This is a genomic window from Colwellia sp. BRX10-9 (genome assembly GCF_014077405.1).
GTDB lineage: Bacteria > Pseudomonadota > Gammaproteobacteria > Enterobacterales > Alteromonadaceae > Colwellia_A.
The window spans coordinates 101,176-125,784 of the sequence record NZ_JACGVV010000010.1 but is presented as its reverse complement, the minus strand read 5'-3'; the positions used below and the strand labels follow the sequence as shown (position 1 = coordinate 125,784).

Genomic DNA, 24,609 nt, shown 5'->3' with positions numbered 1-24,609 from the left:
ACAGCCAACAAAAGTTAAGCAGTGTTGCGAGAAGACTTAACGAAAGACCAAGAAAGACGTTAGAATATGAAACACCAGCAGAGAATTTTAATCTATGTGTTGCATCCATCATTTGAACTCAAGGCACCAAGTTGTCATAAAATCTAAGGTGCTAACTACCTCTAATTAAGGTTAGTCGAATGTCCGCTTTCAGTCTTTTCAATTAAACCTGAATATTAATCCCCCAAGCTTCAAGATGAAAATTTTGAATGATTTCATTATCTGATGTAGGGCTGCTTTGTCGGAACACTTGTCGCTAGATGAGCCAAAGCTAACGTATATATTCGTATCTTTGTTAACATTAAGCTAGTGATCATTAGAGACTTCTTCAACTAGCCATAAGCCGACATTAGCTTTTGTGCATCCTAGATCATATTTAGCAATAATATTAGCCAAGATTTCCTGCTCACTTGTGGGGATGGTTTAAGCCCAAAACTGCTGTTGGACTTTCATTTCTAAACACTAACTTTTACCTTATTTCTTACATCCCACAAATTATTTCGGTATTTCAAAATCACTTTGGAAACAAAGCAGAAAGACACAGTGTTCGAATTTAGGCTCCCACTGTTAATCTATATACGGGCATAAAATAAGGGCGAGCCATTACTTTATTGAGTTCACAATGAAATTTAATTGACTTAAAATCGTCCAGTTTCAGTTGACCATGATACTAAAAATTATAACTAAGTTTTAGTATCGTCTGGCGTCCTCGTGCAGGAAATGCTTGTACGTTTTCATCTACTCCTAAAGATGTATGTGATGATGTGGCATAGCTCTCATCAAGTAAATTTGAAATAGTTAACGATAGACTTACTTCTTTTGATAGTTGATTTTTTATATGGCTATTTAACAGCCACAACGAACCTTCGTCTAATACTTTTACCTTAGAGCGCCAATTACCATTGAGATTGAACGACCAAGATTGGTATTGGTAATAAGCACTGAAATTCAACAAACTATCTGGAGAAAGATCTTCCGACTTGGGTAGTCCTGATGATTGTTCCAAGTGTGTTTTGTTTTTTGATAAATGAGTAGCAGAAGACACTAATCTAAAGCTATCTATTGGTTGCCAAATCAATTCTAATTCAATACCTTCAACATCATTTTTAGCAATATTATCTAACGCATGGACCCCATTTTCATTGGCTTTATAACCTATAATATTCGTTTGTCTGTTAGAAAATAACGTTGCCGTAAACTGTGATTGTGTATATGAATGTAGATAAACAATTTCGGTGGTGCTAATTTCACTGGCTTCTAAATCTTGGCTACCTTGAGTGAGACCACTCTCTTCATCGTACATATCGCCAAGCGATGGGGCTCTATAAGCTTGACCATGAAGAAACTTAATCGTTTGTTTTTCATTTAAATGATGCACCAAGGCAAACCTAGGCATAAGTGCACTGTTAATATCGTTGTAACCATCATATCTAAGGCCCGCTGTCATTTGCAGAGCCGACGTTACTTGCCACTGCGTTTGCAAATAGGCACTGGAAATTTCTCGTTTTTTATCTAAAACTGTTCTTTGTTCGTCTTGATCAAACGTAATCACTTCAGGTAGTTGAGAAGAATCGCCATATATATCGAAATTACTTCTTAAATAAGCGTCAGGAACCTGACTTTGAGAGTAAGACAAGCCAGTATTTATTTTAAAATCTTCGTTTAATTGATATTTACCATTTAAAGCAAAATCTATCGCATGATATTTAAAGTCGGTTCCAAAGAGAAAGTCCACCTGCTCAAAGGGCACTTCTCCCTTGGGTACCAATGCACCCAGTTCTCGTCTTTTTGCTTGCTGGTAACTAGTACTAATATCCCAACTCATTGTCTCAGAATTATATATTCGCTGATCTATACCGGCGATAAAATGTTGTAACTCAAGGATGTTTACCCCATCTCGTAAACGTCTAAAAAGATAATAATCGGATCTTTTTGTATCCAAAAGTTGAGCAAATAATTTTGTATCTTTATGAGTAAGATAAGCACGAAGTTGAGTAGATTCTCTAGGATCACGTGTAGTTGTTTGAATTTCATTACGGTCGAAAACATCATTATAGTGATAACCATCATCCTTGAACAAAGACAAACTTGCTCCTAACTGCCAATCTCCTAATGTGTGTGATGTGTTTATTAATAATTTTTGAGCACCAAAGTCTCCCAATCCCACAGAGATTTTATTTTGGGGCTTAGTTAAAATATTAATAACACCACTAAATGCATTCGAACCATATATTGAAGAACCAGGACCTCTAATGATTTCAACCCTTTCAACATCAGCTAGGTCCATAAATTGAATAAAGAAATTAATGCCACCCGTATAATCATCATTCACTCTATGGCCATTGAGTAAAATAAGTAGTGTATTGGCGTATGTTTGTGCGTGACCACGCATGACGATATGTGATTGGTTTCCTTCGACCGGATTAACCATACTATAAAAACCGGGCACTTGACTGATAAGTTCAGTCCAAGAAGTAATACCCATTTTATCAATATCATTACGGGTAAAAATAGTAACCGAAGAAGGACTGTTTTTGATTGTTTCATCATTTTTTGATGCGATTGAAACCTTCAAATTAAGTAAATCAGTTAATGACAAGTCAAATAAATCTATCGACTCTTCGCCAAAACATAAAAATGGAATAAATAAAAGGGTAAATAAGAAATATTTGATTAGATTCATACAAACTTTAGATTATTCCACAAATGTCTGAATTATAGTTTAAATATTAAGAATAGGTAATTATTTAAATGTAGTTACATAGTTAATTCAGCCACCTAATTAACTGAACCTGTGGCATATTTTTTGTAACTGTCCACTTTATATAAGGTCGGCTTGTCGGATCTCCTGTCTTTAGCATGTAAACTCTAATGACGGCTTTGGTGGCTTTGAAGTTGTTGATTATTAAGATGACGGTAGCTCAACGTCTAATGAACACTCTAAACAGCTTAAATATCTATTGATGCTACGTGCGCTAACGTATCTTTGTTAACATTGAGCTAGTGATTATTAGAGACTTTTTCAGCTAGCCAATTACAGACATTATTTTTTTGTTGAATCATGGTCATATTCATGACAATTCTAACAAAATTTACTGCTTATTTGTGGAGCTGGTTTGAACTACATTGCTGTCTTTGAATATTCGTATCGGAAGGGGAACCATATACCATATTACTGATATTACTGATATTATATTGTCTAATTTAGTATGTTGTATATATTCACTTCGCTCATAAAAGTCGGCACGTTCATAGTCAAAATCACTTAGCCTTTACAAACTGACATATTGCTTGGGAAGTGATTTTTTTAGTAGTGAATCGCAAGGTGAAGGAGGGAATAAATATCCCTCCGGTTTTACTTCATGACCAGTTATAATTTTGGTTTTATTACATTAGTATTTTACTCTGTGAATATGCTTATTTGGATTCAATCTCTTTAATCACAGTAACAGCGTGTTTATTGTCAGGTTCTAACTCTAATGACTTTTTATAGCTTTTTAATGCTTGTGCTTTTTGATCGTTGACGAGATAAGCTTCACCTAGACTGTCATAAGCATTGCCTGATTCAGGATGTTCAATGGTATTAAGTTTCATAATTTCAATCGCTTCAACAACTTTATTTATTTCTAGTAGTTGATAACCCATATTGTTTAGGTGATGTTCTGCAAATTCATATTCATATTCATTAGATTTAGATTTAGATTCTTTTAAATCATGATAAAGCCGAATAGCTGAGTCGATACCTTTTTCTTTTATAGTTTTGTATAAAACACTAACAATCGATTTTTTGGGCTCGTCAAAAGCTTCACCATACAGAATTCTAATGATGGCATCAGTCATCTCATTAAGGGCAGCTCCGCCAGTATTATTAAGTTGTACAATCATATGTTGATCCTGAGGTAATCGAGTGATCAGTGTTTGAAATCCATTGATACCACCACTATGGGCTATTGATTTAATTTTATGGTTTGGTTCAGTTAATTCAATATCTTTTACTCCCCAACCGTACGAATAGTTTTTTAAATATGGAGTGAACATTATTACTTTGTTTTTATTATTCAGAAGTTTTTCGGTATAAAGAGCTTGATCCCATAAATATAAATCTTCAACAGTCGAGTAAACTGAACCTGCGGCGTAAGGTAATGACATGTCTAAATAATTAGCATTTGTGTATCCGTCTAATGAATTAGTATATCCACTTGCTCTATTCTTAATTAGTGGTTTTGCGTTATCGAAACCAGAATTTTTCATACCTAACGGAGTAAATATTTTTTCTTGTAAAACATCCTGATAAGTTTTTCCAGTGACTTTTTCAATAATATTACCCAGTAAGAAATAACCTGAATTGTTGTATCTAAAAGTAGAGCCTGGTTCAAATTCTAACTCCCCGCTACAATATTTTTTAGTAAAATCATCAACACTGTATGGGTCTCGACTAATATCACTGAAGAAGTCTGGTAAACTGGTGTAACTGGGAATGCCTGAAGTGTGTGTTAATAAATGATGAACTGTAACTTTATCACCCGTATCTTTTCGGTAATCGGGAATATATGCTGTTATTTTTGCGTCTAGCTTTATCTTATTGTCTTGCACAAGTTGCATAATCAACATGGAAGTGAATTGTTTGGTTAATGAAGCTATTCTGAACTTAGTATCAGGTGAATTAGGAATATTCCATTCCATGTTGGCCAAGCCATAGCTCTTTTTAAAGATAATTTTTCCACTCTGTGACACTAACACCGAGCCAGTAAATTTTCCGTAATCATTATATTTTTGTACTAAATTTTCGATTTGAGATTTTTTTTCGTTTGCAAATGCATTATTTGCAGAGACTAAAAGTGTTAGTGTTAAAAATAAAAACACCCGAAAAGTGAGTTTTGATTGTGGCTTTATCATGTTCATCCTTATTGATTAGATATAGACATTATCCTAGTTACTTTATATAAAAAATGAAAGTTGATTTAAGGAGAACAATTAAAAAATACATCTAACATTTTGATGTGTGTTAATTTATTGTGTTGAATTTGTTCTGTTTTTATTGGGTGCGTTAACTTTTGAAATAAGAAGATATTAAAAACCAAGAGCCAATTTAATCACTCACACCTCCAGCTAACTTACTCAATAGAAACGAATTGTTGAAAAGTTCGCTTTGTAAGTCCAACTTGTAATAACTGCGCTCAAGGCAACTACGGAAGTTAAAATTTATTACTAGTCACTTCTATACTAAACAGAGTGAACGTTACAAATTGAACATAGAACGACTGCTATGCTGGCTTAGTGGTCTTTCAGGGTAAAGGTAAACCTGCGCCTTCTAAGCACAGCAAACAGATGGAAAAATATATTGATGGTAATGTCAACAATCGTATCTTTGTTAACATTAAACTAGTGATCATTAGAGACTTCTTCAACTAGCCAAAAGCTGATGTTGGCTTTTGAGTTACTATCTGTCGTTCATAGCCTATAGCTGCAATTATCGAGACTAAGAGCTAAGTGAATTTGCGTCCAAAGCTGAATACTTCCTAGGACTAAATTACTTACGCATACCCAAAAGGAAAATTACTTTTAGAGATTTGATGCGCTTTTTATTTTATTCAGCTCCTTATTTACTTTACTAATATTTATCGTTCCCTTTCTAAATGCTATATACACAGGGAGTGCATAATTCTTAATAACATCAACATCCACTTTAAAATTAGGATGTTGATTTTGTAATAAATATTCACCTACAATTTGGCTGGTAATAACTACATCTACTCTTTTTGCCACTAACATTTGAAATAAAATGTCATTTGATGGTAATTTATGTATTGCTGCATTTTCCAGCTTATGCACGCTGGGGATATCTAAATGTAAATTTATACCTCGATGCACGCCAACTGTTTTATTAGATAAATCTAAATTAATATTATGATCGCCTTTAGCAGCGAATAAGGCAATTTTTGTCACATGTGTTGGTATGCTTGTGTAGTCTAAATACTTTTCTCTATCTGGAAACTTTCCTAGTGAGAAAAAACAGTCATAATTATTTCGTGAGATTTCGACCTTTAATCTAGCCCAAGGTAAATTGACTATTTCGATGTCGATTTCGAGCCTCTTGAATAGTGTCTGAATGAGATCTATATCGGAGCCAGTAAATACCTTTTTGGATTTATCAAAAGTAGTATAAGGTGGGTAATGGGTTGTAGCACAAATATATTTTTGAGTGCTATTAGCATCAGTAGCGGCTATTAAAAGACATAGTAAAATCAAATTTGATATAGAATTTTTTAGTGACATAAGCTAATAAAGACACATAAATAAATTATAGTCATATTATATAATTAAAATTTGGATTGAAAGTGAAGTTTCAAAGCTTATTAATCTAACGTAATTGTTACTATCACTTAATGAACGGCAACCCTTCTTTTTTTAAAATATAGTTGACCTACTCATGTCAATGTCTTCTTTATCGGATCACTTGTCACTCGATAAGCTAAGGCTAAGGTCTTCTTTCGTATCTTTGTGAACATTTAGGCAGTTACTTCTTCAACTAGCCAATAGCTGACATTAAGCTTTTGCACATTAAGGAGCATTTTTAGGCTAATATTAGCCTAGATTTACTATTAACTTGTGGGGCTGGTTGAACTCACAGCTCATTGCTGCCGTTGATATTTAGGCAGTGAACGTTAATAATTTACCGGAATAATAACTAGAACAACTCTTTGATCTATTACACTTTGTACCTTGATTTCACGCCATGGTCATTTAGATTGCATAAGAAGTTACTTATTAATGCCAATGTCAACATTTATTCTGAACGTTGGGTAATCTAGTCTGGACTGGACTAATACTTGTTAACAATAAAAGTGTGTTTTTTACAGCATGTTAACGAAGTTGGCTATCTTTACTTCCGCGTCGGTTATAAAGGTTATGACGGGTTTGGCTTTCTTCAAATATACTTTGGCACTTAATACATAAGTTTATACCAGCGATTGCACGACGTCGTGCTTCAGGGATTTTAACGTCACATTCTTCACAATATAATAAGCTGTCGCCCATGGGTAATTGATTACGAACCTGTGCTACCGCGTCTTCCACGCTAGAATCGATTTGTTCTTGAACTGCTCCATCCTTAGACCATCCGCCCGCCATAAATTTCTCCTTTATTAATATAATGTGTTATATAAAAACTTTTGATAAATCCCCCTAAATATGGAGCCAAATCTATGATGATAAAAATAGGTTTATACTGCTTCTGAATGCAAAAAAACACCGACTAATCGGTGTTTTATATTTTGATTAAGAGGTCGCGTTAATTTACGCTTCTTTAAAGCAGTAGACGGCTAGCTTGTTGCCATCAGGGTCGCGAGTATACGCCGCGTATGCATTTGGTGCCCAATCTCGTGTACCAGGAGCGCCTTCATCAGGGCTACCAGCAGCTATTGCAGCGGCATGGAAAGCGTCAATCGCTGCGCGGTTCGGTGCTTCAAAGCTAACAGTAACGCCGTTACCAACACTAGCTGGTTGGCCATTTGCTGGTTTTAAAACAAAGAAAGATGGTGCGTCTACGCCCCAAATAGTGCCATTTTCATCTAAATCAGCGATGCGCTTAAGGCCAATTGTATTTAAAACGTTATCGTAGAAAGTGCGTGATTGAGTTAAGTCGTTAGTACCAATAGTTACATGAGTAAATATGCTCATTTATATCTCCATAGAGTAAAGTTAATTATTTGCTTATCGATGTGTAGCTAAATTGCTACGACTCGTTTCGATGGAGGTATAATATACCTTTCTAAATAAATGATAATACCTAGTTATGTAAATAACCTTTACCTGATGGTAACAATGACACTTGATTAGAAAACAAATAAAGAAGGGGGAGTTTGTATGCAGTGGCGGATATGCACTACATACATTGATGCGCTATATAAAATCTGGGTATACAGTTGAGAAAAGAATGAGATTAAAGTAACTGCTCAGCTAAATAGTCAACGAGTAATCTAATTTTAGGTGATAAATGGCGATTTTGAGGATAAACCGCCCATATACCTTCATCAGGCGCACGATAACTGTCTAACAAGGTAACCAGTTCGCCACGTTGAATATGATGTTGAACATAGTAATCAGGTAACTGCACTATCCCTAAACCTTTGAGTGCTGCATCGGTTAAGCTATAACCATTGTTGTATCGTAACCTCCCCGTTACTCGGATACTTTTTTCTCTGCCTGACTCTCTAAAATGCCAGTGATCATTTGTTCCCAATAAACAACTGTGCTTATTAAGCTCTGATATAGAGTGTGGTATCCCCTGTTTTTCTAGATAGCTTGGCGAGGCACAAACATAGTTTGTTCGCTTACCTAATTTTTTTGCCATCATTGTCGAATCACTTAATTTACCCAGACGAATAGCTAAGTCATACCCTTCATCAACGATGTCAATTTGACGATTGCTTAAATAAGCAGACACTTCTACATCGTTATATTGCTTCATGAAATTATTCACAAGGGGCAATACCTGTTTCTCACCATAGGTGACGGGAGCAGTTAGTTTAATTTTCCCTTGAGGTTTAGATTGCAAGTTTGTAATAGCACGTTCTGCTGCATCTAATCCATCGAGTACGCTACGACAGTGTTGATAAAAAACACGTCCCTCTTCGGTTAAGGATACTTTGCGTGTTGTGCGATAAAATAATTTGATATTAAGGCGCTTTTCTAGCGCACTTATCTGGCGACTCACTTGCGCTGTTGATATCGCCATTTTTTTTGAAGCGAGCGTAAAGCTCTCATTTTCCGCAACATAAACAAATTCGCTGATACCATCCCATTGCATGATTGTTACCCCTGTGTACAAGTGATTTACTAAAACAGCATATTATCATTTTTTATAAGATAGTTATAATAGCTTCCATCAACAAAGCGCAACCTATTAAAAAAATAAAGTTTTGAGCTAGGTTATGTCTATATTTATAAGGGTGAATACATGAGCTGGTTATTTCTTTTATTAGGCGTTATCGCTGAAACATTATCTCACGTTGCGTTAAAAGAAACAGAAGGATTTACCCGCCCGATACCAAGTGCTTTGGTGTTAATAGGGCACCTTGCGGCTTTTATGTTTTTGTCGCAAGCAATGAAAGGCATGCCGGTTGGTATTGTTCATGCTTTATGGGCTGGATTAGCGATTGTAAGTGTAACGTTATTATCAACTATCGTTTATCGCCAACACTTAGATTTAACGACCTGGGCAGGTATGGCACTTGTTGCCACAGGGGTTGTATTAATTAATTTATCTCAAGGGCATGCACACTAAGTGACATGCTAGAGTAAAAACATTCAATAATAGGCTTAATGCTAATTATTACAAAAACTGAAAGTGAGTAACTCAAAGGTTATTTACATGATTATTATTTAAACCAATATTTAAACAAAAGTGAGAATTCAAATGACTGACAAATTTATCAAATCAAAAGCAGCGATCGCTTGGGGCCCAAACCAACCGTTATCTATTGAAGAAGTTGATGTAATGCTACCGCGCAAAGGTGAAGTATTAGTTAAAGTTATTGCTTCTGGCGTATGTCACACCGATGCATTTACTTTATCTGGAGATGATCCTGAAGGTATTTTCCCAGTGATCTTAGGTCACGAAGGTGGTGGTATTGTTGAACAAATAGGTGAAGGCGTAACGAGTGTAAAAGTTGGCGACCATGTTATTCCTTTATACACACCAGAGTGTGGCGAATGTAAATTTTGTTTATCAGGTAAAACTAACCTTTGTCAGAAAATTCGTGAAACACAAGGTAAAGGTTTGATGCCTGATGGCACAACGCGTTTTTATAAAGATGGTCAGCCAATCTTTCATTACATGGGTTGTTCAACCTTCTCTGAATACACAGTGTTACCAGAAATTTCGTTAGCGAAAGTTAATAAAGCTGCGCCATTAGAAGAAGTATGTTTACTAGGTTGTGGTGTTACAACCGGTATGGGCGCGGTAATGAATACAGCCAAAGTTGAAGAAGGTGCTACGGTAGCTGTCTTTGGTCTTGGCGGTATTGGTTTATCGGCTGTTATTGGCGCTACTATGGCGAAAGCGAGCCGTATTATTGCTATCGATATCAACGAAAGTAAGTTTGAGTTAGCGAAAAAATTAGGCGCTACCGATTTCATTAATCCAAAAGATTACGACAAACCTATTCAAGACGTGATTGTTGAACTAACCGATGGCGGCGTTGACTACTCGTTTGAGTGTATTGGTAACGTAGACTTAATGCGTTCAGCGTTAGAATGTTGTCATAAAGGTTGGGGCGAATCAGTGGTTATTGGTGTTGCCGGTGCAGGTAAAGAAATCTCTACCCGTCCGTTCCAACTAGTGACTGGTCGTGTATGGAGAGGCTCTGCGTTTGGTGGTGTTAAAGGCCGTACTGAGTTACCTGATTACGTTGAACGTTATTTAGCCGGTGAATTCAAATTAAGCGACTTTATTACCCATACCATGGGTCTTGAAGATATTAATGAAGCGTTTGAGCTAATGCATAAAGGCGAAAGTATCCGTACTGTAATTCATTTTGATAAGTAATAGTTAGTTTTGCTGCCCCACCACTTTGTAACGGGGCAGCATTTTGAGGTTCAAACATGACAATTGAAAATTTAAGTGCAAGCAAAAATTTTGGTGGCTGGCACAAGCAATATAGCCACCAATCTAAAACGCTAAATTGCCCAATGCGATTTGCTATTTACTTGCCGCCACAAGTCTCCAATGGAGAAAAAGTGCCAGTGCTATATTGGCTTTCGGGTCTTACTTGCACCGATGAAAACTTTATGCAAAAGGCAGGAGCACTGCGCATGGCTGCCGAATTAGGTATTGCCATTGTTGCGCCTGATACTAGTCCGCGTGGTGAATACGTAGCTAATGATGATGGTTATGATTTAGGTCAAGGCGCTGGCTTTTATGTAAACGCAACCCAAGCTCCTTGGAATCGCCATTACCACATGTACGATTACGTGGTGAATGAGTTACCTCAGATAATTGAAGCGACGTTTCCTGTATCTGATAAACGCGCCATTAGCGGTCATTCAATGGGCGGACATGGCGCATTGACTATTGCGATGCTAAACCCGGAACGTTATCGCTCAATGTCAGCCTTTAGCCCCATTTGCAATCCAGTGAATGCCCCTTGGGGGAAAAAGGCTTTTACCGCTTACCTGGGTAAAGACAAAGCAACTTGGCACAATCATGATGCCAGTAACTTAATGCGTCGAGCGACCACGCTTATCCCGGCCAAAGTTGATCAAGGTGGAGCTGATGACTTTCTGAAAGAGCAGTTAAAGCCTGAAACACTAGAAGCGGCAGCAAACGTCAATAATTATCCATTAGAGCTGTCAATTCATGAAGGTTATGATCACAGCTACTATTTTATTTCGAGCTTCATTGAAGAACACTTGCGCTTCCATGCAAAGCACTTAAATAAGTAGTTATCAGACTGTCTTAGATAAAACTGCCGTGTCATGGATGACATCGCAGGAGTTTTTATCCGTTATATTTTTCATCAGTCATATTGAGCTACATCAATCCTCCCTATTTTAAGGAAAACTGTCTTGTCCGATTTATACCAGACTCGTCTTCAACGACTATCAGCCTCAGAAAACTTACCCCTGTTAATTCGTATCCAGCGTGGTATTGAAAAGGAAGGTTTAAGGGTTACGTCGCAGGCAACAGTGGCTCAAACCGGACACCCACAGGCACTCGGCTCACCGTTGACTCATGGCAGCATCACCACAGATTATTCTGAAGCCTTGCTGGAATTCATTACGCCAGTGTCTCAACAAGTTAATGACAGCATCGATTACCTGACTGATTTGCATAAATTTACCTTGAGCCAGCTTGAGGGGGAATACATTTGGCCTGCGAGTATGCCATGCCAACTGGCAGGGGATGAAAGCATTCCTATTGCTGAGTATGGCAGCTCTAATATTGCTCAGATGAAAAATGTATATCGGCAGGGCTTGGGGCATCGTTATGGGCGCACCATGCAATCTATTGCTGGTATACACTATAATTTTTCTATGCCGGATGACTTTTGGCCTTACTATCAGCATCTTTGGGGCGATAAAGGTGATATTCAGACATTTAAATCACAACGTTATTTTGGTCTTATCCGTAACTTTCGCCGCCACTCTTGGTTATTAATTTATTTATTTGGCGCTTCTCCAGCACTAGACAGTAGCTTTATCGGCGATAATAAATCCGACAAATTAAGCAAGCTAGGTAAACATACCCTAGGATTACCTTTTGCCACCTCCTTGAGAATGAGTGACCTTGGATATCAAAGTAAGGCGCAGAGCGAACTAAATATCAGCTATAGCAATCTAGAAAGTTATATTGAAGGTATGGAACAGGCAATGAACCGCCATTATCCAGAATATGAAAATATAGGTGTTAAAGTTGACGACGCGTATCGCCAACTCAATGCAAACATTCTGCAAATCGAAAATGAATATTACAGTGAAGTACGCCCCAAACGTATAACTCTGCCGGGAGAAAAACCCGTGGCAGCACTGAGCAAAAGAGGCGTTGAATATATTGAAGTTCGTATTCTTGATACCAACCCCTTGTTACCTGTTGGTATTGATGAACAGCAGATCCGTTTTCTTGATACTTTTTTACTGTATTGCCTGTTATCAGATAGCCCTGAATTATCTACAGTGGAGCAGGAAGACATTAAATTTAATCAACAACAAGTTATTCTACAAGGGCGTAAACCATCATTGTCGTTGAAGAAAAACGGCGAGCTTACTGGTTTTGATATCAGCGCTAATAGGCTATTGGTTGAGATGACAGCTATTGCAAAATTACTCGATAATGCACATGGGAATGAGTCATACAGTAAAGCGCTCACTGTCCAAGTTAATAAGGTGGAAAATAGCGAATTAACACCGTCAGCTATCCTCATGCAAGCTATCGAAAAAGGTAATGAGTTTACTGATTCAATGTTATCTCAAGCTAAAGAACATCATGCTCACTTCACCAATAGTGGCTTATCGGCTAAAAAGGTTGCTCATTTACAACTTGCCGCGAAAAAATCATTAAGGCTGCAAAAGCAGCTGGAAGCGAGTGATGAAAGTTCATTTGATGTCTTTCTACAGAGTCACAATGCGTCATAAAATTATTTATAGAGGGCTGACTTGTATCGGCAAACTATACTCAACCTAACTAATTCGGAAACATCGACTTCGAGGCAATAATGATTGTTAGAAATAAACCCAATGCATTCCAGCTGTTTTTTATTATACGCGGCTCTGTTGTACCACTTATTTTTCCACAAATAGCTTTTATGACTATTCTAGGAGCAATGGTAGCGGCGACTCAATATTATTATCCAGCAGTATTTCCAAATTTTACCTTGGCTCCGTTAGCGCTCTTGGGCATAGCATTGTCATTGTTCCTTGGTTTTAGAAACAATGCCTGTTATGACCGTTGGTGGGAAGCACGCAAGCAATGGGGACAACTCATCGTTGATTCTCGTAGCTTATCCCGTCAGGTGACTTCATATATCGATGGGGAAGCTAAAGGCGGAGTAGAAGTACAAAAACGCATGATACATTTAACTATCGCTTTTAATCATGCCTTACGACATCAACTTCGACAATCAGATCCTTGGCATGATATAGAAAAATATCTTGAACCAGAGGATATTGAACCGCTACGTCAGTCGAAAAATTTACCTGATGCTTTGCTACGTTTGATGGGGAAAAAACTAGGAACCTGCGGCCATAAAAAATTACTCTCAGACTTTTTAATGCAAAGTCTCGATGATCATATTACCTCAATGGCCTCAGTTCAGGCAGCATGTGAGCGTATTCAGAACACACCACTGCCGTTTGCTTATATGCTGCTAGTTCAGCGTACCGCTTATCTTTATTGTTTAATATTACCTTTTGGTATTGTTGCTTCACAGGGGTTAGTTACGCCGTTATTTTGCGCAATAGTGGCTTATACGTTTTTTGGTTTAGATGCCTTAAGTGAAGAGTTAGAAGATCCATTTGGCCTTTCTGCTAACGATTTAGCGTTAAGCGCAATGTCTCGTACTATTGAAATTAACCTATTAGAAACTTTGGGTGAAACCGATTTACCCACTCCTATTCAACCCGTAAAACACCGACTTGAATGATCTATATGAAAAAGCTATTGAAGGATTTAAAAAATGAAAGAAACATTTAATGTATTTAGATTTATTAGTTGGATAGCGATTATCTGTTCGCTATTGGGATCTGTTTTATTGTTTATCGTTGGGGCAATGAAGACTTATTCGGCCTATACGACGGTGTTGTTTGGGCAAGTGGCCAATGAAAGCTTGACCCACCTTGATACATCGGAAGTAGCAACGACTTATTTAATTAAATCGTTAGACACATTCCTCATTGCGCTTGTCTTGTTTATCTTCGCTCATGGTGTATTTACCTTATTTATTTGTGATAAGAAAGTTACAAATAAAACCTCTGTTCTCAGGTGGATAAGCACACCAAATATTGGTCGTTTAAAGAACATTCTGGGTGAGGTTATTGTTATCATCTTGTTTGTTAAGTTTCTTGAAATCATTTTGATTAACTTAAATAGCCTCACATGGGAGATATTAATACTCCCTGTTTCTATTCTCTTACTTGCTTTGAGTTTAAAGTTTTTAGGATTAGGTCGTGAAGAGAGAAAAATTGAAAATAACAGTGATTAAGTAATACTCAGTGAATCTTATCGATAAAATAGTACCCTATGAGAATGTATAAGGTGACTTGTACGTTCTCATAGCAGTTTGTTAATTGTGATCTTGTGATAGTTATACCTCTTTGAAATATAAATTCACCATCGGATCTATAATCCCCTCATCCCCCCAGCAAATTAAATTTTCCATTTCATTTAAATATAACTTTGTCCTTATCTTTTTAACCTGCACTAAAACTCAATTACCCATGCGCTTGGTTGTTACAGTTTAGTAATTATGTTTTGCAAATAATGCTATTTATCCCCTTTGGGTAATTGTGTATTATGCTACCAACAAATAAACTTCTGAGTAAAAACAACATATATATGCTAGTGACTACCCAGCAGTATCACCTTTTATGGTAATCGACATTAAAAATATTGAGGTATAAAACATGATGGAAGCTACTTTACTTAGCATGGGAGTAATAGGAAAAGATGATCTTATGACAATAGAGACAACACAGAAACTCCTCAAAAGAATGTTAGTTTGGTCAGCTTCACTTATGAATAAGAAATGCAGAACAAGTAGCAGTCAATTTGATTAAAAATGAAGGAACAAGAAAGGCCGTTGTCTCAGTTATTGTAATAGCTAATAGTTTGGCCACTCTTTTGTGTTTTTCTACGACGGAATAGAGGTAAAACGTCATAGAATCAATATTATATTTCATCTGAATCTTCAAAATATCAGTGACCCCTAAGGTTGCTTAGTTATCTGTCAAGATAAGATAGTTCTACGCTTTTAACACTACAAATAGCTCAAAAATCTATCGATGCTAATGTCAGCTCTACGCCCTGAGACCTTTAACAAGCTTTTTCTTTAAAAAGTAATGGCGAATTTCTGTCGCTCAACGCTTTTAAATACTTGGCTTCATTGTATGGCTCTTTAGTTTTCCAGCATCGAAATACGATCCGTATCCACTTAAATGCTAATGAACGCACAGCTGCCTGGTGGGTATTACCTTTTTCCCTTTGTTGCTGATAATAAATTTCCGCCCAATAAGATTGCCTTATGCTTTTAGTAGCCCATTCTATAAATGATTGGCGAGTAAATTTAGAACACTGATATCGCCAATGAATCCAGCTCTTTTGACCACTACGCACTGTTACGGGTGCTATCCCTGCATACATTTGAATTTCCGATGCGCTATTGAATCGACTACGGTTTTCCCCAATAGCCACTAGTAACCTAGGAGCTAAACACGGGCCAGTACCCGGTAATGAGTTGTAAAGCTCTGCATCGGGCAAGGCATTAAACAACTCACTAATTTCTCTATCAAAGACCTTAATAACCTTCACAGCAACAAGTAGTTGGTGTGACTCGATAACTGCGTTATCGAGAGTGAGCGGCTCTGCTTCACTAATAGATTGAATTCGCTTAACGCTATATGCCGCAGTACGTCCAGGGTATGAGCAAAAAAACTTTTTCAACGTATCCGGTCTGGCTCTTTTAAGTTTTTGTAGGTTGGGCCAACGTGTAATGAAATCACAAAATATCCCCGATCCTCGGTGTGAAAACCAATCGAGTAAGTGAGGGTAATATTCTTTAAGAGTAATGATTAGTCGGTTGCTAAACCGCCTTTTATCATCGACTAACTTACGACGCTTTTCGACTAGATACGTCAATTTCCTAACCGATTCACTTTCCATTTTTAATGCTTTAATTTTATTCGGATATCTCAGCATTAAATCTAAAGCAAGCTCTGCGTCCGTTGGGTCGTCTTTTGCACCGCTGGGTGAAAAAGCTTTACGGTATTGAGCTAACATTGAAGTGTTAACTGGGTGAATAGTGACAAAATCAAACTTTTGAAGTGCGTAAACTATAGGCCCTTTGGATAGTTCAATAGCAACAGCTATTTGTCCTTTGTATTGCTTATGAAGACTGCTTATCCATTCGTTGATCGACTTAGGTGAGTGCTTAATTACTTCAAACTTTCGTGTACTTGAATTAGCCACTTGAACGCAGACATCGTGTTTATCATTTGCCCAATCAATACCAATATAAACTGAAAACTTAGTCATAATTACCTCCAATTGTCATTGTCAGCATGTATGCCAAAGCTTTTCGAAAGCGATATAGATAGCGTTTATGCGCAAGCCCTGAGTATTCGTTTTTAAGCTAAGGCGTACCTATGACATCGAAAGTAAAGCGGTAACCATCGAAATGATATCGTATCAATATTCGTATGAAATAGGCACATGGTCTGAACACCCTAATTATAGGTTTATTCAGACTGAAAGGACTATATCGTATCTAAGAAGACCTTAAGTTTTTCAACTCGTTATGTAAAGCGCACAAAGTGATCCTAAATATTCCGGTTGAATCTCAAGTATTATGATTGAAAAGTCGTTTTTCAAAAAAGCCACCTTAACTGCATCCCTTTAAAAAACCACCAACCGTAAATGAGACTAATATCAATCGTTATGCGCAGTAACACTTGATAATAAACTTACCGTTAACCTACAGTGCGCTTTATCTGTGCCTGCAGATAAAGCATAAACTAAAATCTACAGCATGGTTTGATTGGCTTCTTTGAAGTTTAGCTTGGCATAAGTCAATAACAAAATACCACCCGCAACGATAATAGCCGTTAAATATAAGGCATAGTTATAAGTAGTAAATTGTTCAATAAGTGCCACACAATACAAGGGGGCAATAATTTGGCCAAGGCCGTAAGCTGATGTGATTGCGCCCATGATAAAAACTGGGTTTTTATTGGACAGTTGGCCAGCAAAATTCATAAACAAAGCAACTAAACCTATAAATGTTGCGCCAAAAAAAAAACCACTAATAAGGTTCATAATAATATTATTCGAAAAAGTAGGAATTAAAATACCAACAATCTGCAACAACATAGCGGCCATCATAATATTAATACTGCCAAAGCGATGTGCTAAACGCATCCATATAATGCAAGAAGGGATGCCAGCAACACCAACGGCTAACCATACATAGCCGCCATATCCTGCTAATCCGTCTAATGAATTGACGATATCAGGCAGAAATGTTGCTTGTACCACCATACCGATACCTTCGGTAAAGTAAGCCAAAATTAAGACAATAACCATAGGTGAAAAAAGCGTTTTATCAAACTTGTGTTTCACCACTTCACTGCTTGGTTGCCTATCAAACCTTAAGATATAAGCCGAATAGCAAGATAAAAAAGCGCCAAGGATAGCGAGTACTAGCCATGCATCTTTCCAATCGCCACCAAAATAAAATACCGCTCTCATAACTAAATCAGTAATGACAATTGAAAAACCTAAACCGCTAAAGTGGATACCCATCGCCTTAGTCTTATTGGTGTCTTTTAGCTTTAACATAACAACAGCAGAGCCAACAACGAGCGCCATTGCCGCACCAAATCCCGCCAATAATCGCGCAATAATCCATAGAGTATTATTTTCGGTAATGCCTAAAACAAAAGAAGAAAGCACACAAAGGCACAAACCAAATCTAAAATACCTAACCTTGGCATGTATATCTTTAATAAAAATAGAAAAAACAGAGCCCATCAAATAGCCAAGATAATTGATTGAGGCAAGTACACCAGCGAAGGCGATGCTGATTGACTCCTCTAGCATAGTCGGTAACAGCGACGTAAAAACAAAACGAGCGACACCTACCCCAACCACAAGGGCTAAGATACCTGCTAATAAAATTGAGTAGTTACTGTCTCGGTGAAATTGTGGCATATTTGTCCAAAAAACATTTCTTCGCTATATCTTACACTGTATAACTAAAGGGGTAGATAGGTAAATCACCAATAATGATAAATGCTATACAAGATAGTCATATAAATAATAATGACCAGAGACTTTATCTTTATAGATTATTTGGCACAAAAAAAATGAGTGCCAAGGCAATGATAATATTTAGTGCAATGAACAATTTTTCACGTAGGTAAATATTATCTCAATGTGCAACGTAATAGCCCCTTTTTATATAGCTTTACAGCGCTCCCGCCCCTTTATAACCCCCTTTAACTTTTAGATTATCAGTAAACTATATGTTGCTATTGGACTCAATTTAAATATGTTATCGTCTAGCTAATTTAATCGCTCAGGTTTATTATTTTTAATGTCATTTGAATTGATTTTTCTGTTCTTTGCCGGTTTTTTTGGTGGTGTGCTTAACTCAGTTGCTGGTGGCGGGAGCTTTATTACCTTCCCCGCACTTATTTTTGTTGGCCTTCCTCCCATTATCGCAAATGCGACCAACACTTTTGCCTCATGTGCCGGCTATATGAGCGGTACTTATGCTTTTCGAAAAGAGATTGCTGCTAATAAAGCTCAACTGCCACTTATTATAACAATCAGCGTGATCGGCGGTATTATCGGTGCATGGTTATTACTAAAAACACCTGAAGTGTTGTTTCGTGAGGCTATCCCTTGGTTACTGTTATTTGCGAGTGTATTGTTTGTTTTTGGCGGCAAGATTAATGCTGGACTTAAAAAATTGGCAGTCAATCACCAACATGCCTCATCAATAGGTAGTTTATTACTGGTCATTGTTCTGTTAGGTATCGCTATTTATGGTGGTTTTTTTAATGCCGGTTTAGGCATAATTACCCTTAGCTATCTGGCATTAGCTGGTCACACTAATATCAATACAATGAATGGCTTAAAGCTATTGATATCCTCAGCAGTATCAATAATTGCTATCACAGTGTTTATTTACAATGATGTGATTGCCTGGTATCAAGGAACTATTGTGCTATGTGGCACATTAGCTGGAGGTTATATTGCTGCAAATGTTTCACGCAAATTGCCACAAGCTAAGGTCAGGTATTTTGTTATTTTCGCGAGTATTATAACCACTCTGTATTTCTTTTATGATAGTTATGCGAGCTAACGTTTAGATAAGCTTTCGCCCCGCAACAGCCGGTGATATCAATGAGATGGTAAGTTAAGTGGCAGCGTTTATTGGTTAAAAATGTAACCAAAGCGCATTCGAATAAGAACCTTGTAAAACTAATAGCAGTTTATGTAAGGCCGATTAAATCCACTTAAATACCATTTGAACGTTTATTTATAAAGGGTTGTTAGGCCGTTTCTTAACTTTCTTTAGCTATTTCACGTAATGCTTGTTCAAAAACATCCGCTGGCTGACCACCACTAATCAAATGCTTATCATTGACTATCACGGCAGGCACTGAGCTTATGCCCATTGATTGATAATGGCGTTGCAAAGTACGCACCTCTTCTTCGTATTCATCAGACGCTAATATTTGTTGAGCCTTTTCTTTATCTAAACCAACACTTTGCGCTACATCGAGTAGCTTTTGATGATCACTGGGATCGCCACTCTCTTTAAAATACAGATCAAACAAGGCGAGTTTAAGTTCAGTCTGCTTATTATATTCTTTTGCCCAATGAAGCAGCCGATGTGCGTCAAATGTATTATATATTCGACCACCACCACGGTTACCAAATTCATAACCAAGCGCTAAACCTCGTTGCTTGATCATCAGTCTATTTTGCTCACTTTGTTCAACACTAATGCCGTATTTTTCGGTAATGTGTTCGGTAATATCCTGACCTTCTTTTGGCATATCAGGATTGAGCTCAAACGGTTGCCAGGTGATATCAACTGAAATATCATCCGCAAGTTTGGTTAATGCTTGATTTAAAGACTGGTAACCAATAATACACCAAGGGCAGGAAACGTCGGAGACAATGTCTAATTTAAGGTGTTTACTCATATTTTTTCACTTGAAATTTGTTGGTAAAATAACTTAAATTATTTGCAGCGTTTAAGCCGAGTAAAAAATAAGCTAAGTAAAGAAAACTAACCATGACAGTAAATGGTTAGCGATAGATTAACATAAAGTAGTTTTATACATTGCAATAACAACCTTTCGCTTCTTTAACAACAAGATTAGCGGCATAACCTTTTAAGTAGTTATTTAACATAGTCTGGGCATAGCCTGACGTTTGCGAGCAAGCTAAACCTTGCCCATAAGGACCAAAATAGACAACCTCTCCTGATTCATCTATTAGTGCTACAGAGGGCGTGGAGGGAATAACATTGTGCTCATTAATGACAACATTCTTTATTAAAAAATCATTAGCACCCGCCAGTTTATTGAGATCTTTAATATGTTTTTCACTGTACTGTTGGCATTTACAACTCGGTGTAGAGAAATGGAGTAGTGTTTTTTGACCCGTCATATTGGCCGGCTTGGCATAAGGTAACAAATAACCAGATAGCTCCTGATTTCCTACACCCGCTAACTTATTACTCTCATCAAACTCGACAAGCCTATCTTTTATCAGGTAACCAAATGCAGATAGCGTAAAAGCTATCCACACGGTAAGTACTCCCCACTGAAGTTTCGACATTAGTTTATTTAAAACGAGCAATATTAAGTGCCATTGCATTCGAGGTAACACTAACACTATCGGCCTCTGAAGCTAATGCTTGGACTCTTTCTCTGTCGACTAAAGCTGTATCTCTTAACGTTTCGGCACTTTTTGCTATATCTGCAGTGGTTACTGATTGTTGCTCAACCGCTGCGGCGACATTAATCGATATAGCACTGGCATGCTCCACGAGTGCTGACGCTTGAGCTATTTGTTTTTGAGCTTTATCAGCACTTTCAATGACCGATTGAACAATCCCAATACTATGGGTCATTGAATCTGTTGTTAACTTAGAGTAACTTTTTAACAGGGAAAGCGTTTGACCTATTTTGTCAGTACTTTCTTTAGTGCGAGTTGCTAACGCACGGACTTCATCGGCAACAACAGCAAACCCTCGACCTTGCTCTCCTGCTCTCGCTGCTTCTATTGCCGCGTTTAACGCTAATAAATTTGTTTGCTCAGCAATACCACTTATTTCAGATAATACCTTCGAAATAGCTTCTGTAGAGTTAGCGAGATCGTTCACTTGTTCGCTGGTCTTTTCAAGTGCAGATGTTAAGTTTTTGTTTTGATTATTAATGCTAATAATTTCTTCATTGGATGCCTTCGTAAAGTCAGTAGCTTCTTTCATCTGATCACTTAACTGAGTCGTTTCTTGCGCGATAGATGCTACTGTTACTGCCATTTCTTCTGCCGATGTCGCAATCACTTCAGTTTCTTGTTGACGCTGTGCTGTCGAGCTTTCAAGTTCTTCTTTGGTTCTATTTAAATTTTGTGAGTTAGCATTTAATTCGACAACTTGCTCTTTTACCCCTTGAATAACCTTTGATAATAAGTCTAATAATTCATTAAAAGACAATAAGGTTGTATTATTATTTGCTCTTGCCTTGATGCTCAAGTCAATCGCATTGACATCAACCGTTAATGAAGTCGCCACTAACGATAATTCTTTACCTGCTTCACTTTCTACTTTCATGGAATGTGCTATGTAGCCAGCAATAATAGACTCAGTAATAGCATAAACAGCATGTATTATAACGGTTGAGAAGAGCAATCTATCTTCGTCAAAGATATAAACACCCGTATCATTTACCTGCAAGTAGTAAAAAGAAAAATGGTGTACGGCAACAACAAGAATAGCCGTAATGAATACCCGCCAATCTTGAAAAATAATTAAAAACGCTAAAAGGATAAAAATTTCGAAATGAACTTCAATTAAGCCCTGTGCTTGATGAATATGCAAGGCTGCAAATATCATGACTGCGAGCGCTGAAACATGACCTGAAATAGCACCATCTCCGGCTGTTTTGTAGAAGTATATCGGCACAAGTAATGCAGGTAGGCCAATAATAAGTGCTGATAGGTATGAATCATAGATGAAAGCCAAGAGCAAACTTTCAGCAAATAAAATACATAAAAGGTATGTAAATAGTGTGTTATTTTTATTCATTTTTATCCCGTTATACAGACATAATTAACATCAATTTCACTATGGTTAAAGTTCGACATATTAGGGTTCAATTGCTACCATCGCAAATAAAACCTAGCCCTGTAAATCTCTGAAATCCCTGTAAATCGCGCTTTAAATCAAGATACCATAACTTTAGTTCAATAAAATTGACAAATCAATATCATAAGTATTTAAGTCAGTTAATTTAATAGCTATTGGCTTAGTTAGATAATACCTAAGCGGTTAAATATTTATAAAAATATGTTTTATTTAGCTTGGCTATACAGGCGATATAAAAAATAACCCAGGTTCAAGATAAAAAACTCAATCATAATGGTGTATCATCTGCCTACTTCTGCTTATAACATTAAACCAATACTAGTGAATTCATGAATTATATTCCTTTAGATGACCTTAAAAATGCTTGGATTTTTAGACATAAAAGCCTGCCGATCAATGATAAAGATAAAACAAAAATAAAACCTATGGTTCAAGCACGAGCACAAGTTGTTTGGGATACCTTTATTAGTCGACAAGTCGACCATCCTGATTTTTTCAAAAAGGGTGATTGGCCATTTGAAGAAACAACTTGGCAGAAAACATTGGCATGGGAAAGTATTTGGGATAGTGAACAAGCAGAATTGCCTGCAGAAGTTGTTGCTCATTTAGCGTGGGACAATAATACCGTGGTTTATTTTTGTAGTGCAAAAAACAATGTTATTGAAACAACTTGGGCTGTTTTCCAGCGTTGTTGGAAGAACTTTCTTTTTATGGATGATGGACCACTTCTTATCGGCAAAAAGCGTAAAGAAGCGGTGCAATTTTTATCTAATGGTCAATGTAAGCTTGGTTTAAAAAAGTAAAGACAGATACAGCCAATTAAATTTAGGCTTAGCGCTTAACATGTTCAAGTTCGTTAATATCGTCTTCACCTGACAATAGCACAGCAAACCAACGACCTTCTTCTGCGTTCTCTAAGCCTATTTTAATGATCATGGTTAATGGCACCGAAAGTAACATCCCTACTGAGCCGAGTAACCATCCCCAAAAGATTAATGACAGAAAAATCACTAAGGTTGACAACCCTAAGCCTTTTCCTAAATAACGAGGTTCAACAATATTTCCCATCACCATATTAATAGTGATATAGCCTAAACCGATAAGACCGGCCTCAGGCAAACTCAATTGTAATACGGCCAGTGACATCGCCGGAACCGCTGCGATAATAGAGCCAATATTAGGAATATAATTAAGCAGAAAAGCAAGCACACCCCAAAGCAAGTAAAAGTCTAAACCAAACGCCCAGAGCATTATTGACACTATAATACCGGTAGCAATACTCACTAAGGTTTTAATCGCTAAATAGTTATTTACCGAGGTAAGAAAACGGTCTATTTGCTTTAAGCGCATTTCGGGATCCGCTAAAGCAAAATGTAACTTTTTAGGTAAAGACGAGGCTTCAAAAAGCATAAATATAACCGTGATGATAATAAGAAATAAATTGGCCATCACACTGCCTAATCCGCTAAGCATATCGGCTGCTAAGCCCATGGCTGCAGCGGGGTCAAAATATTCCATTAATAACGCTGACGATATAATAATATTTTTATCGGCTAACTGCTCAGTTATCCAAATAAACTGTACTCTTAATTGCTCGCGATATTCAGGTAATTTAAGGGATAGTTCGGTGAGTGATTTTCCAACTAACCCCGCAAGAGATAAAGCAACAATAACGAACAAGGCTATGACTAAAAGTACCGCTATTACTTTTGGTATTTTATAACGGCTAGCGCGGGCAATAAGCGGGTTACAAATAATAGCGATGAAAACAGAAAGTAAAAAAGGTACTAAAATATTAGCAGCCGTTTTTATCCCTGCAAAAACAATAAACAGTGCTGCGGTTACTACTAGCATTTTTACTGCACCGCCTGATTTTTCCATTAATCCCATAGTGTTAACTTTATCATTTAAAAAACCTTACTATACCCGAAACTTAAATCTAGTGTTAATAAACTTAAGTTTCGATTGT

Annotated in this window: 20 protein-coding genes; 8 read left to right on the top strand and 12 right to left on the bottom strand. The window is 37.2% G+C overall.

The window, feature by feature from the left end:
* Positions 1-709: 709 nt before the first annotated feature.
* The 6 genes from H4J69_RS08435 to H4J69_RS08410 all read right to left on the bottom strand — a co-directional run bounded on the left by H4J69_RS08435 (position 710) and on the right by H4J69_RS08410 (position 8,848).
* Positions 710-2,722: a TonB-dependent siderophore receptor gene (locus tag H4J69_RS08435; RefSeq protein WP_182214272.1), complete on the bottom strand. Its 2,013-nt coding sequence runs from the start codon at positions 2,720-2,722 to the stop codon at positions 710-712.
* Between the two features lie 734 nt (positions 2,723-3,456).
* Entirely contained in the window at positions 3,457-4,935 is a 1,479-nt protein-coding gene (locus H4J69_RS08430; protein ID WP_182244941.1) for a serine hydrolase, read from the bottom strand.
* Positions 4,936-5,601: 666 nt separating this feature from the next.
* The gene (locus H4J69_RS08425; RefSeq protein ID WP_182214268.1) at positions 5,602-6,315 is read right to left on the bottom strand and encodes an ABC transporter substrate-binding protein; all 714 of its coding nucleotides are present in this window, start codon (positions 6,313-6,315) and stop codon (positions 5,602-5,604) included.
* 588 nt (positions 6,316-6,903) lie between these two features.
* Positions 6,904-7,170 carry a DksA/TraR family C4-type zinc finger protein gene (locus tag H4J69_RS08420; RefSeq protein ID WP_182214266.1) on the bottom strand — a complete coding sequence of 89 codons (267 nt, stop codon included), beginning with the start codon at positions 7,168-7,170 and terminating at the stop codon, positions 6,904-6,906.
* Between the two features lie 165 nt (positions 7,171-7,335).
* Positions 7,336-7,719, bottom strand: a complete 384-nt coding sequence (locus H4J69_RS08415) for a VOC family protein (protein ID WP_182214265.1) — start codon at positions 7,717-7,719, stop codon at positions 7,336-7,338.
* A 262-nt stretch (positions 7,720-7,981) separates the two neighbouring features.
* Positions 7,982-8,848 (bottom strand): LysR family transcriptional regulator, encoded by an 867-nt coding sequence (locus H4J69_RS08410; RefSeq protein WP_070374516.1) that lies wholly within the window; start codon positions 8,846-8,848, stop codon positions 7,982-7,984.
* 150 nt (positions 8,849-8,998) lie between these two features.
* On the opposite strand from H4J69_RS08410, the gene H4J69_RS08405 reads away from it, so the two are divergent.
* From H4J69_RS08405 to H4J69_RS08380, 6 genes are all read left to right on the top strand, one after another.
* Positions 8,999-9,325: a multidrug efflux SMR transporter gene (locus H4J69_RS08405; protein ID WP_070374515.1), complete on the top strand. Its 327-nt coding sequence runs from the start codon at positions 8,999-9,001 to the stop codon at positions 9,323-9,325.
* Between the two features lie 132 nt (positions 9,326-9,457).
* A complete protein-coding gene (locus tag H4J69_RS08400; protein ID WP_220465933.1) occupies positions 9,458-10,588 on the top strand; it encodes an S-(hydroxymethyl)glutathione dehydrogenase/class III alcohol dehydrogenase in 1,131 nt (376 codons plus the stop codon).
* Positions 10,589-10,644: 56 nt separating this feature from the next.
* Positions 10,645-11,484, top strand: coding sequence for an S-formylglutathione hydrolase (gene fghA, locus H4J69_RS08395; protein ID WP_182214263.1), 840 nt, complete (start codon positions 10,645-10,647; stop codon positions 11,482-11,484).
* A gap of 123 nt (positions 11,485-11,607) precedes the next feature.
* Positions 11,608-13,173, top strand: coding sequence for a glutamate--cysteine ligase (gshA, locus tag H4J69_RS08390; RefSeq protein ID WP_182214261.1), 1,566 nt, complete (start codon positions 11,608-11,610; stop codon positions 13,171-13,173).
* Between the two features lie 80 nt (positions 13,174-13,253).
* Positions 13,254-14,180, top strand: a complete 927-nt coding sequence (locus tag H4J69_RS08385) for a bestrophin family protein (protein ID WP_182214260.1) — start codon at positions 13,254-13,256, stop codon at positions 14,178-14,180.
* A gap of 33 nt (positions 14,181-14,213) precedes the next feature.
* Positions 14,214-14,738 (top strand): YqhA family protein, encoded by a 525-nt coding sequence (locus H4J69_RS08380; RefSeq protein ID WP_182214258.1) that lies wholly within the window; start codon positions 14,214-14,216, stop codon positions 14,736-14,738.
* Between the two features lie 830 nt (positions 14,739-15,568).
* Here the strand turns inward: H4J69_RS08380 and H4J69_RS08375 are convergent.
* Positions 15,569-16,786 (bottom strand): IS110 family transposase, encoded by a 1,218-nt coding sequence (locus tag H4J69_RS08375; RefSeq protein WP_182214256.1) that lies wholly within the window; start codon positions 16,784-16,786, stop codon positions 15,569-15,571.
* Between the two features lie 486 nt (positions 16,787-17,272).
* Positions 17,273-18,460, bottom strand: a complete 1,188-nt coding sequence (locus H4J69_RS08370; RefSeq protein WP_182244942.1) for a YbfB/YjiJ family MFS transporter — start codon at positions 18,458-18,460, stop codon at positions 17,273-17,275.
* A 385-nt stretch (positions 18,461-18,845) separates the two neighbouring features.
* Between H4J69_RS08370 and H4J69_RS08365 the strand changes: the two genes are divergently transcribed.
* A complete protein-coding gene (locus H4J69_RS08365; protein WP_182214253.1) occupies positions 18,846-19,619 on the top strand; it encodes a sulfite exporter TauE/SafE family protein in 774 nt (257 codons plus the stop codon).
* 202 nt (positions 19,620-19,821) lie between these two features.
* Here H4J69_RS08365 and H4J69_RS08360 read toward each other — a convergent pair whose 3' ends face one another.
* The 3 genes from H4J69_RS08360 to H4J69_RS08350 all read right to left on the bottom strand — a co-directional run bounded on the left by H4J69_RS08360 (position 19,822) and on the right by H4J69_RS08350 (position 22,580).
* Positions 19,822-20,469, bottom strand: coding sequence for a DsbA family oxidoreductase (locus tag H4J69_RS08360; protein WP_182214251.1), 648 nt, complete (start codon positions 20,467-20,469; stop codon positions 19,822-19,824).
* Between the two features lie 133 nt (positions 20,470-20,602).
* Positions 20,603-21,109 carry a DUF6436 domain-containing protein gene (locus H4J69_RS08355; protein ID WP_182214249.1) on the bottom strand — a complete coding sequence of 169 codons (507 nt, stop codon included), beginning with the start codon at positions 21,107-21,109 and terminating at the stop codon, positions 20,603-20,605.
* Between the two features lie 4 nt (positions 21,110-21,113).
* Positions 21,114-22,580, bottom strand: coding sequence for a methyl-accepting chemotaxis protein (locus H4J69_RS08350; RefSeq protein ID WP_182214247.1), 1,467 nt, complete (start codon positions 22,578-22,580; stop codon positions 21,114-21,116).
* A 389-nt stretch (positions 22,581-22,969) separates the two neighbouring features.
* On the opposite strand from H4J69_RS08350, the gene H4J69_RS08345 reads away from it, so the two are divergent.
* Positions 22,970-23,443, top strand: a complete 474-nt coding sequence (locus tag H4J69_RS08345; RefSeq protein WP_182214246.1) for a DUF2947 domain-containing protein — start codon at positions 22,970-22,972, stop codon at positions 23,441-23,443.
* 28 nt (positions 23,444-23,471) lie between these two features.
* On the opposite strand, the gene H4J69_RS08340 is transcribed toward H4J69_RS08345, so the two are convergent.
* Positions 23,472-24,521, bottom strand: coding sequence for an AI-2E family transporter (locus H4J69_RS08340; protein WP_070377248.1), 1,050 nt, complete (start codon positions 24,519-24,521; stop codon positions 23,472-23,474).
* Positions 24,522-24,609: the final 88 nt, after the last annotated feature.